15 protein-coding genes are annotated in these 15,035 nt (G+C 63.3%); 8 read left to right on the plus strand and 7 right to left on the minus strand.

Annotated elements, in window-relative coordinates:
* Window positions 1–181: 181 nt before the first annotated feature.
* The 6 genes from ACTNAU_RS03505 to ACTNAU_RS03530 form a co-directional block, all read right to left on the minus strand.
* A complete protein-coding gene (locus ACTNAU_RS03505; protein WP_441097552.1) occupies window positions 182–382 on the minus strand; it encodes a hypothetical protein in 201 nt (66 codons plus the stop codon).
* A 337-nt stretch (window positions 383–719) separates the two neighbouring features.
* Window positions 720–2,456 carry an NADH-dependent [FeFe] hydrogenase, group A6 gene (locus ACTNAU_RS03510; protein ID WP_185915373.1) on the minus strand — a complete coding sequence of 579 codons (1,737 nt, stop codon included), beginning with the start codon at window positions 2,454–2,456 and terminating at the stop codon, window positions 720–722.
* Window positions 2,457–2,474: 18 nt separating this feature from the next.
* Entirely contained in the window at window positions 2,475–4,262 is a 1,788-nt protein-coding gene (nuoF, locus tag ACTNAU_RS03515) for an NADH-quinone oxidoreductase subunit NuoF (protein ID WP_059003068.1), read from the minus strand.
* Between the two features lie 17 nt (window positions 4,263–4,279).
* Window positions 4,280–4,654 (minus strand): (2Fe-2S) ferredoxin domain-containing protein, encoded by a 375-nt coding sequence (locus tag ACTNAU_RS03520; RefSeq protein ID WP_021659022.1) that lies wholly within the window; start codon window positions 4,652–4,654, stop codon window positions 4,280–4,282.
* A complete protein-coding gene (locus ACTNAU_RS03525; protein ID WP_021659023.1) occupies window positions 4,651–5,205 on the minus strand; it encodes an ATP-binding protein in 555 nt (184 codons plus the stop codon). The genes ACTNAU_RS03520 and ACTNAU_RS03525 overlap by 4 nt, the downstream gene beginning before the upstream one ends.
* 1 nt (window position 5,206) lies before the next feature.
* Entirely contained in the window at window positions 5,207–5,707 is a 501-nt protein-coding gene (locus ACTNAU_RS03530; RefSeq protein ID WP_185915371.1) for an NADH-quinone oxidoreductase subunit NuoE family protein, read from the minus strand.
* 308 nt (window positions 5,708–6,015) lie between these two features.
* Here ACTNAU_RS03530 and ACTNAU_RS03535 point away from each other — a divergent pair, with 308 nt between their 5' ends.
* The 5 genes from ACTNAU_RS03535 to ACTNAU_RS03555 all read left to right on the plus strand — a co-directional run bounded on the left by ACTNAU_RS03535 (window position 6,016) and on the right by ACTNAU_RS03555 (window position 9,919).
* Window positions 6,016–6,366 carry a DRTGG domain-containing protein gene (locus ACTNAU_RS03535; RefSeq protein WP_044992276.1) on the plus strand — a complete coding sequence of 117 codons (351 nt, stop codon included), beginning with the start codon at window positions 6,016–6,018 and terminating at the stop codon, window positions 6,364–6,366.
* A gap of 703 nt (window positions 6,367–7,069) precedes the next feature.
* Window positions 7,070–7,492 (plus strand): ATP-binding protein, encoded by a 423-nt coding sequence (locus tag ACTNAU_RS03540; RefSeq protein WP_021659027.1) that lies wholly within the window; start codon window positions 7,070–7,072, stop codon window positions 7,490–7,492.
* A 56-nt stretch (window positions 7,493–7,548) separates the two neighbouring features.
* Entirely contained in the window at window positions 7,549–8,859 is a 1,311-nt protein-coding gene (locus ACTNAU_RS03545) for a [Fe-Fe] hydrogenase large subunit C-terminal domain-containing protein (protein ID WP_441097553.1), read from the plus strand.
* Window positions 8,856–9,194 carry a hypothetical protein gene (locus ACTNAU_RS03550; RefSeq protein WP_441097554.1) on the plus strand — a complete coding sequence of 113 codons (339 nt, stop codon included), beginning with the start codon at window positions 8,856–8,858 and terminating at the stop codon, window positions 9,192–9,194. The genes ACTNAU_RS03545 and ACTNAU_RS03550 overlap by 4 nt, the downstream gene beginning before the upstream one ends.
* A complete protein-coding gene (locus tag ACTNAU_RS03555; protein WP_441097555.1) occupies window positions 9,194–9,919 on the plus strand; it encodes a PHP domain-containing protein in 726 nt (241 codons plus the stop codon). Before ACTNAU_RS03550 ends, ACTNAU_RS03555 begins: the two co-directional genes overlap by 1 nt.
* Here the strand turns inward: ACTNAU_RS03555 and ACTNAU_RS03560 are convergent.
* Window positions 9,916–10,161 (minus strand): hypothetical protein, encoded by a 246-nt coding sequence (locus ACTNAU_RS03560; protein WP_441097556.1) that lies wholly within the window; start codon window positions 10,159–10,161, stop codon window positions 9,916–9,918. The genes ACTNAU_RS03555 and ACTNAU_RS03560 overlap by 4 nt on opposite strands.
* 269 nt (window positions 10,162–10,430) lie before the next feature.
* Here ACTNAU_RS03560 and ACTNAU_RS03565 point away from each other — a divergent pair, with 269 nt between their 5' ends.
* From ACTNAU_RS03565 to ACTNAU_RS03575, 3 genes are all read left to right on the plus strand, one after another.
* On the plus strand, window positions 10,431–11,663 hold the full coding sequence (locus ACTNAU_RS03565) for an AfsR/SARP family transcriptional regulator (RefSeq protein ID WP_441097557.1): 1,233 nt from the start codon (window positions 10,431–10,433) through the stop codon (window positions 11,661–11,663).
* A 410-nt stretch (window positions 11,664–12,073) separates the two neighbouring features.
* A complete protein-coding gene (locus tag ACTNAU_RS03570) occupies window positions 12,074–12,301 on the plus strand; it encodes a hypothetical protein (RefSeq protein WP_185915685.1) in 228 nt (75 codons plus the stop codon).
* Between the two features lie 52 nt (window positions 12,302–12,353).
* A complete protein-coding gene (locus tag ACTNAU_RS03575) occupies window positions 12,354–15,035 on the plus strand; it encodes a DUF7601 domain-containing protein (RefSeq protein ID WP_441097558.1) in 2,682 nt (893 codons plus the stop codon).

Raw genomic sequence — 15,035 nt, forward strand, 5'->3', positions numbered from 1 at the left:
CCTCTAAACTTGTATCAATTATAGCACAAGATTGTCTCTTCTCCCAGATGCAGAAGCCACAAATCCTGTATTATTTTTAATATAAGATGTGGAGAAAGTGCTGTCTGCGGAAAAGGCGGGGCAAAACAGAAAAAAAGAGAGGGCCCCGGCAATTGCGCCGGGGCCCTCTTGTTCGGTTTTTCTATTTAATGATGTGGATCTGCCCCACCAGCGGCAGCTCTCTGGCCTGCCCCTGGGCGGCGTAGATGATCCCCATGATGGAGAGCACCAGAGTGAAGATCCCCACGATGCCCAGGGCGAGGCCGGAAAAGATTCGCACCAGGGGGATAAAGTGAAACACCCTTTGCAGGATGCCGCTCCCCACCTCGACGATAAAGAGCACCAGCCCTTGGTTGACGTGAAACTTGGTGTAGGGCGACTACTGGTACACCAGCAGCGGCACAAAGAAGAGAACACCCAGGTAGGACATCCAGGCCAGGCTCTTGGTCTGATTGACATCGGCAGGGGAAAATTGCTGATTCATAGCGGGATACCGCCCTTTCTCACAGTTGTCGCCCCGGGGGCCGGGGCCAAAATACTGTCACCAGTATAGCACTGTGCCCCCCTTTTGACAAACCCGTTTTGGTTGTGCACTCCACCTCCTTTCCCCTTTTGCACAGGAGGCGGCAAAAGAGGGCGCCCTCGGTGGGGACGCCCTCTCGTCGCTTCTTCTCTTTTGCTTACAGCCCGCGCTTTACGTAGGTGGTGTGCAGGATGTGGTGGGCCTTCTCGCTGCCCGGCTCGCCCAGGTAGGTCTCGTAGACCTCTTTGATGACCGGGTTGTCGTGGGATTTGCGGATGGTCTTGGCCTCGTCGGCGTCGTAGAGGGCCTTGGCGCGCAGGGCCTTCAGGTCCACATTGTTGCGGACCGAGGCGTGCTGTACCGGCTGACCGCCGCCGTTGACACAGCCGCCGGGGCAGCCCATGATCTCGATGAAGTGGTACTGCTTCTCGCCCGACTGCACCTTTTTCAGCAGCTCGTCGGCGTTCTTGGTGCCCGAGGCGACCGCCACGTTGATGTCCATCCCGGCCACGTGGTAGGTGGCCTCTTTGATGCCCTGGGTGCCGCGGACCTCTTTAAAGGCCACGTCGGCCAGCTCCTCGCCGGTCAGGGTCTCCACTGCGGTGCGCAGGGCCGCCTCCATCACGCCGCCGGTGGCGCCAAAGATGACGCCGGCGCCGGTGGATTCGCCCAGGGGGTTGTCAAACGCCTCGTCGGGCAGCAGGGTGAAATTGAGGCCGGCGCGCTCGATCATCCGGGCCAGCTCGCGGGTGGTGAGGGCCACGTCCACGTCGGGGACCCCCGCCGCGGCCTGGTTGTCCCGGCCCACCTCAAACTTTTTGGCGGTGCAGGGCATGATGCTCACCACAAAGATGTTCTTCGGGTCCAGCCCCTCCTTCTCGGCGTACCAGGTCTTGGTGATGGCGCCGAACATCTGCTGGGGGGATTTGCAGGAGGACAGGTTCTCGATCATCTCGGGGTAGTAGTGCTCGCAGAACTTGATCCAGCCGGGGGAGCAGGAGGTGATCAGGGGCAGTTTGCCGCCGTTTTTCACCCGGTCGAGGAACTCGTGGGCCTCTTCCATGATGGTCAGGTCGGCGGAGAAGTCGGTGTCAAAGACCCGATCAAAGCCCAGGCGGCGCAGGGCGGCCACCATCTTGCCCTCCACGTTGGTGCCGATGGGCATCCCAAAGGCCTCGCCCAGGGTGGCGCGGATGGAGGGGGCGGTGTTGACGATGACGGTCTTTTCGGGGTCGGCCAGGGCCTGCCAGACCAGGTCGGTCTGGTCCTTCTCGGCGATGGCGCCGGTGGGGCAGGCCACGATGCACTGCCCGCAGGAGATGCAGGCGGTGTCGCCCAGGTTCAGGTCAAAGGCACAGCCGATGTGGCTGTCGAAGCCGCGGTCGTTGGGGCCGATGACCCCGACTTTCTGCATCTGGCAGGCGGCCACGCAGCGGCGGCAGAGGATGCACTTGGAGTTGTCGCGGTACATGTGGGCGGCCGAGTCGTCGATGTCGTACTCGACGTTCTCGCCGTCGTAGTAGCTCTCGTCCTCCACGCCCAGGTCCTTGGCCAGCTTCTGCAGTTCGCAGTTGCCGCTGCGCACGCAGGACAGGCAGGCGCGCTTGTGGGTCGAGAGGATCAGCTGCAGGGTCTTTTTGCGGGAATCCAGCACCTTGGGGGTGTTGGTGTAGACCTCCATCCCCTCGTTGACCGGGGCGCAGCAGGAGGCGACCAGGGTGCGGGCGCCCTTGACTTCCACCACGCAGATGCGGCAGGCGCCGATCTCGTTGATCTCCTTGAGGTAGCACAGGGTCGGCACCTGGATGCCGGCGAGGCGGCAGGCTTCCAAAACGGTGGCGTCTTTCGGCACCGACAGGGGCATGCCGTTGATTTTAATGTTCACGTTTTCCACTGTTTGCACACTCCTTCACTACTGAATCGAAATGGCGCCGAATTTGCACTTCTCGATGCAAGCGCCGCACTTCAAGCACTTCTGCGGGTCGATGACGTGGGGCTGCTTGACCGAGCCGGTGATGGCGTCGGCCGGGCAGTTGCGGGCGCAGAGGGTGCAGCCTTTGCACTTCTCGGGGTCGATGGTGTAGGTGAGGAGGGCTTTGCAGACGCCGGCGGGGCACTTTTTGTCCACGATGTGGGCCACGTACTCATCCCGGAAGTAGCGCAGGGTGGAGAGCACCGGGTTGGGGGCGGTCTGCCCCAGGCCGCAGAGGGCGTTGTCCTTTATGTAGTAGCAGAGCTCCTCGATCTTGTCCAGGTCCTCCATGGTGGCCTGGCCCTTGGTGATCTTGGTCAGCATCTCCAGCAGCCGCTTGGTGCCCACCCGGCAGGGGGTGCACTTGCCGCAGGATTCGTCCACCGTGAACTCCAGGAAGAACTTGGCGATGTCCACCATGCAGGTGTCCTCGTCCATGACGATCAACCCGCCGGAGCCCATCATCGAGCCGATCTCGATCAGGTTGTCGTAGTCGATGGCCACGTCGAAGTGCTGGGCGGGGATGCAGCCGCCGGAGGGACCGCCGGTCTGGGCGGCCTTGAACTTCTTGCCGCCGGGGATGCCGCCGCCAATCTCCTCGACGATGGTGCGCAGGGTGGTGCCCATGGGGACTTCCACCAGGCCGGTGTTGTTGATCTTGCCGCCCAGGGCGAAGACCTTGGTGCCCTTGGAGCGCTCGGTCCCCATGGAGGCGAACCAGTCGGCCCCGTTGAGGATGATCTGGGCCACGTTGGCGTAGGTCTCAACGTTGTTGAGGAGGGTGGGCTTGTCGAAGATGCCCTTTTGCGCCGGGAAGGGGGGACGGGGGCGGGGCTCGCCGCGCTTGCCCTCGACCGAGCGCATCAGCGCGGTCTCCTCGCCGCAGACAAAGGCGCCGGCGCCCAGGCGGATCTCCAGATCAAAGCAGAAGTCGGTGCCGAAGATGTTCTCGCCCAGCAGGCCGTACTCGCGGGCCTGGTCGATGGCGATCTGCAGCCGCTTGACGGCGATGGGGTACTCGGCCCGCACATAGATGAAGCCGTGGTCGGCCCCGGTGGCGTAGGCGGCGATGGCCATGGCCTCCAGCAGGGCATGGGGGTCGCCCTCCAGCACCGAGCGGTCCATGAACGCGCCCGGGTCGCCCTCGTCGGCGTTGCAGGCCACGTATTTCTGGTCGGCGTGGTACATGGCGGCCAGCTCCCACTTTCTGCCGGTGGGGAAGCCGGCGCCGCCGCGGCCCCGCAGGCCGGAGCGCTTGATCTCCTCGATGACCTGTTCGGGGGTCATCTCGGTGAGGGCCTTGCCCAGCGCCTGGTAGCCGTCCATGGCGATGTACTCTTCGATGTTCTCGGGGTTGATGACGCCGCAGTTGCGCAGGGCCACCCGCTTTTGCTGTTTGTAGAAGTTGGTGTCGTTGAGGGAGATGACCCCGGTGTCGGTCACGGTCTCGTCGTAGAGCAGCCGCTGGACCGGGCGGCCCTTGAGCAGGTGCTCTTCCACGATCTCGGCCACGTCGGAGACCTGGACCCGGCTGTAAAAGGAGCCCTCGGGGTAGATGATGACGATGGGGCCCAGGGCGCACAGGCCGAAACAGCCGGTGCGGACGATCTTCACCTCGTCTTGCAAGTCGGCCTTGGCGACCTCCTGCTCAAATACTTTGCTGATCTCATCGCTGCCGGAGGAGGTGCACCCAGTACCCCCGCAGATTAGAACTTGGGAACGAAACATCCTTCTTTCCTCCTCACTTATTTCGCGTTGGCGCCGATGGTGTATTCCTTGACCACGTTGCCGCCCACGATGTGCTCTTCCACCACGCGGGCCGCCTTCTCAGCCGTCATCTTCACATAGGTGACCTTCTGTTCGCCGGGGACAAAGACCTCCACCACCGGCTCGTACTGGCAGATGCCGATGCAGCCGGTCTGGGAGACCATCACGTCCTGGGTGAGGCCGCGCTTGGCCACCTCGTCGGCAAAGGCGGTGAGCACTGGGCGGGCGCCCGCAGCAATGCCGCAGGTGGCCATCCCGACCACGATCCGCTTGCAGTTTTTATCCTCTTCGCGCAGACCGATGCTGCCCTTCATCTTCTCTTTGATGGCCTGCAGTTCCGCTAAACTTTTCATTCGTAAGCACCTCCGCTTATCTCTTCCGTATTCTCACGGATATAGTCCCGTATAAACGCCTGTACGTCCGGTGTCGAGAGGGGGACCCCCTCCAACACGGCCCGAAACTCCCGGCTGTCGGCCGTAAAGGAGCGGCCGTCCACCGTGTGGGTGTAGACAAAGTCGGTCCCCTCGGACACCATCACCAAGCTGCAGTAGGTGGCGGCCATGTCGCCCAGGGGCATGCGGTCCACATTGTCCCACTGAAAGGTGGCCTCCACCGCCGTCCCCTCGCCGGGGGCGGAGCGGATGGAGAACTGCCCCCCCGCCATCTCGCTGGCCATCTTGAAAAAGGGGACGCCCAGCCCCACCTTGCGGGTGGTGCGGGTGGTGTAAAAGGGGTCGACGACCCGCTCGAGCGTGGCCTCATCCATTCCGCAGCCGTTGTCGATGACGGCAATGCGCATCCCGTTTTTCGCCCGGTCAATCTCGATTTCAATGCGCACCAGGGTGGCCCCGGCCTTGATGGAGTTCTGGGCGATGTCGAGGATGTTGAGGGAGAGCTCCTGCACCTTACCGGTTCTGGTAGTCGGCGATGATGCCGTCGATGTCGTCGGGCACCAGGCGGCCGTACACCTCGTCGTTGACGGTCATGACCGGGGCCAGACCGCAGGCGCCCACGCAGCGGCAGGCCTCCAGTGAGAAGCGGCCGTCGGGGGTGCACTCGCCGGAGGAGATGCCCAGGGTGCGACTGAGTCTGTCGAACACGTCGCCCGAGCCCTTGACGTAGCAGGCGGTGCCCAGGCAGACAGAAATCTTGTATTTGCCTTTGGGGTTGAGCGAGAACTGTGCGTAAAAGGAGACAACGCCGTAGACCTCTTCCAGCGGCACGCCCATCTTCTCGGCGATGATCTTCTGCACTTCAATGGGCAGGTATCCGTAGATATCCTGCGCCTGCTGGAGAACCGAGATCAGCGCGCCCTGGGTGTCCTTGTGGGCGGCGATGACTTCCAGCAGCTTTTGCTCCTGTTCTTTGGTGCCGCTAAACGGCACCGGCGAAATTTTGTTGGCCATCAATCGTACCTCCTATGAATGATCCCCAAAAGAATTGGTAAATGCACCGTCTGGCGCAGACCATTAGCTCTAAAAATTATAGCAAACTCCCGGTTTCAAATCCACCAAAACCGGCAAATCCTGGCAATTTTCTGAATTTTTGACGGAACCATCAATTTTTAAAATGGAATTTGGTTGTTTTGCTGATAAGAATCCGTTTCCAAATTGGCGCGCAATGGCTTATCATAGAAGGTACCAAGCGGGCGGCGCGCCCCCTCCTCCGGGGGAGGGGAACCGGGCCTCCGCCCTTTTACAGGGAGGGAACAGCCTTGACCATTGCCGAGATTCAAACCATATTAAACGCCGATTTTATCTGCGGGGAGGAGTGGCGCGACCACGAGGTACAGACCGCCTGCGGCAGCGACATGATGAGCGATGTGCTGGCCTTCGTCAAAAACCAGTCGGTCCTCCTCACCGGGCTCGTCAACCCCCAGGTGATCCGCACCGCCGAGATGATGGACATGGTCTGCGTCGTCTTCGTGCGGGGAAAGGTGCCCGACAGCGCCATGATCGCCCTGGCCCAGCAGCGGGAGATCGCCCTGCTCTCCACCCCGGAGCGGATGTTCACCGCCTGCGGCAAACTGTACGCGGCCGGGCTGGGCGGCGGTGTGAAAGCCTAGACGGCTTTCCCTCCGGCTCCCTGAAACCGGCTCCTGGCGGGGCAGTCGCCACGCCCGCCGCCATCGCGGCACCGGACTCGATTTCCCGCCTGCAAAAATCGTCCTCTGGGCTGGGCGGCGGCGTGAAAGCCCAGACGGCTTTCCCCCCGGCTCCCCGAAACCGGCTCCTGGCGGGGCAGTCGCCACGCCTGCCGCCATCGCGGCACCGGCCCCGGTTTCTGGCCTGCAAAAATCGCCCTCCGGGATAGGAGGCGGCACGAAGGCCCAACCGGCTTTCCCCCGGCCCCTTGAAACCGGCCCCTGGCGGGGCAATCGCCACGCCCGCCGCCATCGCGGCACCGGCCCCGGTTTCTGGCCTGCAAAAATCGTCCGCTGGGCTGGGAGGCGGCGTGAAAGCCTGATCGGCTTTCCCCCGGCTCCCTGAAACCGGCCCCTGGCGGGGCAGTCGCCACGCCTGCCGCCATCGCGGCACCGGCCCCGATTTCCCGCCTGCAAAAATTGCCCTCCGGGATAGGAGGCGGTGTGAAGGCTCAACCGGCTTTTCACCGGCTCCCGCACAATCCCTCTCCGCCCCCCCAGCGAGGAGAGGCGGCCCTACTTTCACAGCTTTTATCCAGCCGGCAGGTCCTCCTGCCGGCCAGCGGCGCATCTGCCGCACGCCCGCCAGCGGCGGCTATTATGACGACAAGAGAGGTACACGGACATGGCAGCACTGCTGACCCTTCACTACGACGTGCCGGGGGACGACTTCACCCGGGCGGGAGAGGCCTCTTCCGACGTGAAGAAAAAACTCAAGGCCCTGGGGGTGGACCCCGAGGCCATTCGCAAGGTGGCCATCGCCATGTACGAGGGCGAGATCAACATGGTCATTCACGCCCACGGGGGGACGGTCACCGTCACGGTGGAGCCCGACCACATCCAGATGATCCTGGCCGACACCGGCCCCGGCATCCCCAACGTGGAGCTGGCCATGACCGAGGGGTACTCCACCGCCCCGGACGAGGTGCGCAACCTGGGGTTCGGCGCCGGCATGGGGCTGCCCAACATGAAAAAGTACACCGACGACATCCACATCGACACCGAGCTGGGGGTGGGCACCACCGTCTACATGACGGTGCGGATCTGACCCCCTGCCCGCGATTCGTTTTGCCGATTCAGCACATCAGGAGAGGAGGCGCCTTCATGGCCGAAGCGTTCTACCATTCGGTCTCCCTGGACCCGGAGAAGTGCCGCGGGTGCATCAACTGCATCAAGCGCTGTCCCACCGAAGCCATCCGGGTGCACAAGGGAAAGGCCCACATCATCAAGGAGCAGTGTATCGACTGCGGCGAGTGCATCCGCATCTGCCCGCACCACGCCAAACAGGCCACCTATGACTCGCTCTCCGCGCTGCAAAGCGCCCCTTACAAGTACAAGATCGCCCTGCCGCCGCCGGCCCTGTTCGCCCAGTTCAACAACTTGAGCGACATGGACATTGTGGCTGGCGCCCTGCTGCGCCTGGGCTTTGACGGGATGTTCGAGGTCTCCCGCGCCGCCGAGCTCGTCAGCGACGCCACCCGGCGGATCATGAAGTACGGCGACATCAAAAAGCCGGTCATCTCCTCGGCCTGTCCGGCGGTGACGCGGCTCATCCGGGTGCGCTTTCCCCAGCTCGTCAGCCATGTGCTCCCCCTCAACGCCCCGGTGGAGGTGGCCGCGCGGATGGCCAAGCGGGAGGCGTCGGAAAAGACCGGCATCCCCGAGGAGGAGATCTGCACCGCCTTTATCTCCCCCTGCCCGGCCAAGGTCACCGCCTCCAAGTCCCCCATCGGGGTGGAGCGCAGCGCGGTGGACTACGTGCTGGCCGTCAAGGACCTCTACCCGGCCCTGCTGGAGCAGATGACCGAGGAGGGCAATCCCTCTGTCATCTCCACCGGCCGCATCGGGGTGGGTTGGGGCAGCAGCGGGGGGGAGGCCTCGGCCCTCCTCTCGGACAGCTACCTGGCCGCCGACGGCATCGAAAACGTCATCCGGGTGCTGGAGGACATGGAGGACGAGAAGTTCGACCGCCTGGACTTCGTCGAGCTCAACGCCTGTTCCGGCGGCTGCGTGGGCGGGGTCCTCACGGTGGAAAACCCCTATGTGGCCAAGACCAAGCTGGCCCGGCTGCGCAAGTACCTGCCGGTGGCCTGCAACCGGCTCACCACCCCCATCCCCGACAGCTTCCGCTGGGAGAAGGAGCTCACCTACGAGCCGGTGATGCGGCTGGACCCCGACTTCTCGGTGGCCCTGGAGAAGATGGAAAAGATCGAGGCCTTCGCCGCCTCCCTCCCGGGGCTGGACTGCGGCTCCTGCGGGGCCCCCTCCTGCCGGGCCTTTGCCGAGGACGTGGTGCGGGGCTTCGCCCAGGAGGGCGACTGCATCTTCCGGATGCGGGAGGAATTGGAGGAGCTCGAGAGCGGCGAGATGAAGAGCTTCGTCCCCCTCCCCTTTAGAAAGGAGGACCACTCGTGAAACTGACCACCCAAGAACTGCTGTCCTGCCCCTCTTTCTCCCCGGTCTGCGGGGGGGAGGAGCGGCCGGTGGAGGGCATTTACTGCTGCGACCTGTTGAGTTTGGTGATGGGGCGCGCCAAGGCCGGCGACTGCTGGGTCACCGTCATGGGCAACGTCAACGCGGTGGCGGTGGCCACCCTGGCCGATGCCGCCTGCATCCTCCTGGCCGAGGGGATGGCCTTCGACCCCGCCGCGGTGGAGCGGGCCCGCCAACAGGGGATCGCCCTGTTTCGGACCGAACTGCCCGTCTACGAGGCGGCCCGGCTGGTGGAGCAGCTGGGCGGCGGTCTCTGATGGGCCGCTTCTCCGCCCCCGCCTACAAGTACGACCTGCACCTGCACAGCTGTCTCTCCCCCTGCGGGGACAACGAGATGACCCCCGCCACCCTGGTGGGGATGGCCAAGGCCCTGGGGCTCGACTTCATCGCCCTCACCGACCACAACAGCTCCCTCAACTGCCCGGCCGCCCTGGAGGCCGGGCGGTTTTACCAGATACCGGTGCTGCCGGGGATGGAGCTCTGCACCGCGGAAGAGGTGCACGTGGTCTGCCTCTTTCCCACCCTTGAGGCCGCCCTCGCCTTTGGGGAGGAGGTCTATGCCGCCCTGCCCCCCATCCAAAACGACCCCGCCATCTTCGGCGACCAGCTGGTGATGGACACCGAGGACCAGGTCGTCGGCCGGGTGGACAAACTGCTCATCAACGCCTGCTCCATCCCCCTCTCCCAGGTGCCCCAGCGGGTGGCGGCAGGGGGCGGGGTCTGCTGGCCCGCCCACCTGGACAAGGGCGCCAACAGCCTGGTGAGCAACCTGGGGATCATGAGCGGGGACATGGGCTTTTCCATCGGCGAATTCGCCCGCATCGAGCGGGCGGGGCAGATGATCGCCGACGGGCTGGTGCCCACCGACATCAAGGCCATCACCAATTCCGACGCCCACTACCTCAAGGACATCAAGGACCCCCCGCAGGGGGAGTACCTGCCCGGCGAGATCCGCTCCCTGCTGGAAACCGCCTGTGGTTAACTGGTCACAAGCAGGCGTTTATAGTCCGCCTTTCGTGATACTTCACGGGGTAAAAAGCGAGAAAAAACCGCATGGCTGCGCCGTTTTTTTGCCCGCTTAAAAAAATAGGCCGAATTTTTCCCGAAAGAAAATTCCCCGCCAGGGCTTTTCTTTCGGGATTTTTTCTCTATAATGAAAATAGAGTACGCCTTTTCTTTTCGACCTGTTTTTTGTGCCTGTGCAACAAAAAAGCCAGCTTGCACACAGCGGGTCGGCAGTGCTGTTCGGAAAGGGCGGCGCTGTACGGCCCCGTGAAGACCCGCCTTTCCAGCCCTTTTGCCGTGCGTTCGGGCGGGTGTAATTTTACAGAAAGCGCATTTTTCTCGCGTTCACTCTATATCTCTTTAAAGATCGCTGTGCAGTCGTTTTGCCCAGCGGCGGGATGGGTCTTGCCCTGTCACCGCTGGGATCGCCACTGGCAGCCGTTCCCGGCCGGCGGGAGCGCAAATTGCGGCAAGGAGGACAGATGGCAATGGAACCTTCAAAGTGCCTGACAGTCACCATGTTGGGGCAGTTTTCCATTCGCTTCGGGGAAACCACCCTCAAGTTGGAGCGAAACAACAACACCCGCGCCATGCAGGCGCTGCAGATGCTTCTGTACGACCGGGAGCACGGCCTTTCGCGCGCCGTGCTGATGGACCGGCTCTACGGTCGAGACGAGCGGGTGACCGACCCGGCCAACAACTTAAAAGTCACCATCAGCAACCTGCGCAAACGGCTGGCCCAGGCGGGGCTGCCGGGGACCACCATCCAGTTTTCCGGCGGCAGCTACCGCTGGCAGAGCAGCCTGCCCACCGAGGTGGACGTGGACTGCTTTTACCGGCAGGCCGCTGCGGCCCTGGCCGAGACCGGCCCCGGGCGGGAGGAGGCCCTGCGGCGGGCCTGCGCCCTTTACACCGGCGACTTTCTGCCCCACCTGCAGGGGGAGGAGTGGGCGGTGGCGGTGGCAGTCCACTGCCGGGAGCTCTACGCCCGCTGTGTGCGCGCCCTCACCGACTTGCTGCGGGCGAAGGGGGAGGACGCCCAGGTGCTGACGGTGGCCACCCGCGCCTCGGCCCTCTGCCCGCAGGAGGAGTGGGACGCCCTGCGCATCGAAAGTCTGCTGGCGCTGGAGCGCTATCAGGAGGCCAAGGACGTCTACGAGGAGACCGCCACCCGTCTGGAGGAGACCTTCGGCGTCAAGCCGTCAGAACAGCTCATCGACGCGCTGCGCAAGATCGAGCAGGTGGCCCCTGAGCGGGCGGTCTCGATGGAGCAGCTGCAGACGGTCCTCGCCGAGGACACCGCCGCCCACGGGGCCTACTACTGCCCCTTTCCCAGCTTTATCGACACCTACCGGGCCGTCGGGCGGATGCTCGAGCGCAGCGGCCAGTCGGCCTACTTGATGCTCTGCTGGCTCACCGACCGGCAGGGCCAGCCCCTGGGGGATAGGGGCCGCCTGGAAAAGGCCATCCCCCAGGTGAGCGCGGCCATTCAAAACGCCCTGCGGCGGGGGGACGCCTACACCCAGCCCTGCGCCGGGCGCTTCCTCATCCTGCTGCTGGGGCTCACCCGCGAAAACTGCACCCTCATCAGCGACCGCATCGACGCCCGCTTTCAAAGCGCACCCGAACGGGTCAGGGGCGTCGTTCTCCACTACAAATCCACCCCCGTGGGCAGCCCCGGCTGCACCCAGATGATGGGCGCCGACCCGGGCTGGAAATAGTCTCTTTAGCCCCTTCTGCGCCCCCGCGCCCTGTGCGCGGGGGCGCTTTTTGTCGCCTTGTCGCCGGTGAAGGGTCGAAAAATGTCACCCCGATTTTCCCTGTATTTTAACCGTTTTTTGACCTGCCGCTGCTATGGTAAAACCATACAGATAGAAAGGGGAGAGGGGAAATGCCCGCACCAGACATCAGCCGCGCAAAAAATGCCATCCGCATCTGCGTGGACGCTGTGGGCAGCGGCACCTTTCGCGGCCGACTCTACCACCGGTACGCGCCCACCCCCATTTTGTTTGCGGGCGCAGAGCAGTTGCTCCTCGCCGCAGAATCACTTTTTGACACCTGGAATTACCCGCAGCCGGGGCTGCTCGCCCGCAGCTTCTCCCCCCGGCCGGCAAAAAGGGGGAACACACGTATGGACAGACAGCCGATCGAGAGGTTGTCCGAGCACGCTGGGGGCCGCGCCACCTTTACCGTTCAGGTCACCTACCGGCAAAACGCCACCTGGCAGGGAACCGTCACCTGGCTGGAAGAGGGCAAGCAGAGCCACTTCCGCAGCGCGCTGGAGCTGATCAAACTGATGGACAGTGCCCTGGAAGAGACCTCTCCCCCCAGCGACAAGCCCTCCGCCGCCTTTTCCTGAAGCCGGCGTTCCAAAGGCCCCATCTACACCATCCCTTTAGGAGGCAGCAATGATGAAACGCAAACTGTTCAGCCGTTTACTCAGCGCGGCGCTCGCCACCGCCATGCTGGCAAATCTGGCGCCCGCCACCGCTCTGGCCGCCCCCGGCGACGGTCCTTCTCTGGACACCATCCAAACCGTGGACAGCGCCTCGCGGGGGATCCACCTCAACTTATTTGATTACAACGGCACCGAGGCCAACGAATACGACAACTACCTCTCCTTTGTCGGCTCCAATGCCACCCACATCGACGGCAGAAAACTCTGGAACGGCTGGAAGAGCGGCCGCGGTGTGATCCAAGGGGTGGTGCAGCCCACCATGCAAAACAGCAACACCGCCTACCCCCGCCTGGTCAACGGCACCAGCTTGAGCTACCTGTTTAGCCCCAAGGCCGTCAATGACGGCGAGGGGATGGTCTCGGCCCGCACCGGGCTCAACCACCTGTTCTACCAGGACGGCGAGGGTTACTACATCTACGATGCGGCCAAGAACTTCGCCACCATCGTGGACAATAACGACAAGAACTTTAAGGTCTATAGGACCCCCTACAAGCCGGGGGACACCGCTCCCTCCACCCCCAAGTTCCTGCCCCTCAACGACCTGAAAAACAGCCAGACGCTGAACAGCAACGCCAACTACCACTTCGGCCTCTCCATGGACTTCAACTTCATGCAGCCGAAAAACGGCAAGATCGGCAGCCGGGACATGGTCTTTGAGTTCACCGGCGACGACGACGTCTGGATCTACATCGACGGGGTTTTGGTGCTGGACATGGGCGGCATCCACGACGCCATGAGCGGCTCCATCAACTTCGCCACCGGGCAGGTCGCCATCGACCACGTCTACACCAGTAGGGGTGGAAACCGGGTGGTCACCAAGAGCCTCTACGAAATTATGAGAGAGGCCAAGGGCCAGGACTATGTGGACAAAAACTTCGTCAAGAAAAACGGCAACTGGGTATTTCAGAACTACAGCTCCCACTCCTTCCGCTACTACTACATGGAGCGGGGCGCCGGCGGCTCCAACTGCCGCATCAAGTTCAACCTCCAGTCCATCCCCGACGAGACCATCCTGGTGCGCAAGCAGATCACCGAGACCAACATGGCCGACTTCGCCGACGCCGACTTCCAGTTTAAAGTCGAGCTGAAAAACGGCGACAGTTACGCCCCTTACACCGGCAGCTACACCGTCTACACCGATGTAAACGGCAGCGCCCAGAAGGTGCGGGAGGGGACCACCAGCGACGGCACCTTCACCCTCAAACACGGGCAGTACGCCGCCCTGGCCGACAACATCAAGGCAAACACCGTCTACCGCGCCAGCGAGATCGGCGCCTACTCCGACAAGTACGAGGTCATCGTCAACAGCACCACCGCCAAGGCGGAGGGGCCCGACGGCTCCACCCAGGTCTACCAGTCAGAGGACCTGGTGGTGGAGGAAAACCCCGCCGTCACCTTTGAAAACCGCTGCCTGGTGCAAAACCTCTACAACCTCTCGGTGGAAAAGGTGATGCAGGGCGCGCCCTCCGACGAGAGCTTTGACATGCAGGTGCAGATCGGCGGCAAGGCCTATGTGGGCGAGTACTACCTGATGAGCCGGGAGGACAGCAGCCTCGATTTGGACAGCGGGGTGAAGAAGAGCACGTCCAACGGCATCATCCCCCTGAAGGCCGACGAAAAGGCGGTCATCCCCGGGGTCGTCTGGGGCAGCAGCTTCCAGGTGGTGGAGGTCTCCCCTGGAGACAACTACCTGGCCCCCCAGTACCAGGTCAAGAACGCCACCTCCACCGACACCGACGGCAAGGGCGCCGGCAAGATCCCCGAAGGGGTGGTGCAGACCGAGCGGGTCAGCGCCGTCACCGTCACCAACCAGCTGAAAAAGGCCGACCTCACCATCCGCAAGGTGATTGAAGGGGATTTGAGCGCCCAAGAGTTGGCGAACCTCCAGTCCCGCCTGACCTTTGTGGTCACCGACGCCAGCGGCGAGCCCGCCTTCACCGTCAAGAGCGACAACCCCAGCGGCCGCTGGGACGGCAACACCTTCACCTACACCCAGCAGCTGCTGCCCGGGCAGTACACCCTCTCCGAGACAGGGGAGGAGGTGGAGGGATACGACGCGAGCGTCGACTCCTCGAACGCCACCGTCACCCTTCGCCCCGGCAAACCCGCCACCCTCACCCTGGTCAACAGCTACCGGCAAAACCACGGCACCCTGCGCATCTACAAACAGCTCGACCAGGTGAAGTTGGAGAAGGGCGACCCCGTCTTTAGCTTCAAACTCACTGGCGGGGACGGCGTGGTCCACTACTACCACATCGACATGAGAAACGCCGCCGGCAACGGCCGCCAGCTGGTGGCCGAGATCGCCCTTCCCATCGGCAGCTACCGGGTGGAAGAGCTGGAAAACCTCAACTACACCCTGGCCGACATCGCCGCCGATGACCCCGGCCACTTTGCCCACAGCGGCGCCGCCGCCACCGTCTGCATCGGCTTTGACGACGGCGGCTGCCAGCAGTATAACGCCGCCGCCCTCGACCGAGAGGTGACCTTCCAAAACCGGTACAGCGGCGGAGACATCCCCACCGACAGCAGCGCCACCCGCAACGTCTTCAAGGTGGAGGACGGGAAACTGGTCTTTATCGTCCCCAAGCAGGACGACCTGGTCCCCTCCCCCGACGAACGAGACGAGAACTAG

Origin of the sequence: Bittarella sp. HCP28S3_D9, assembly GCF_052065655.1 — a bacterium.
GTDB classification, from domain to species: Bacteria; Bacillota; Clostridia; order Oscillospirales; family Ruminococcaceae; genus Bittarella; species Bittarella massiliensis.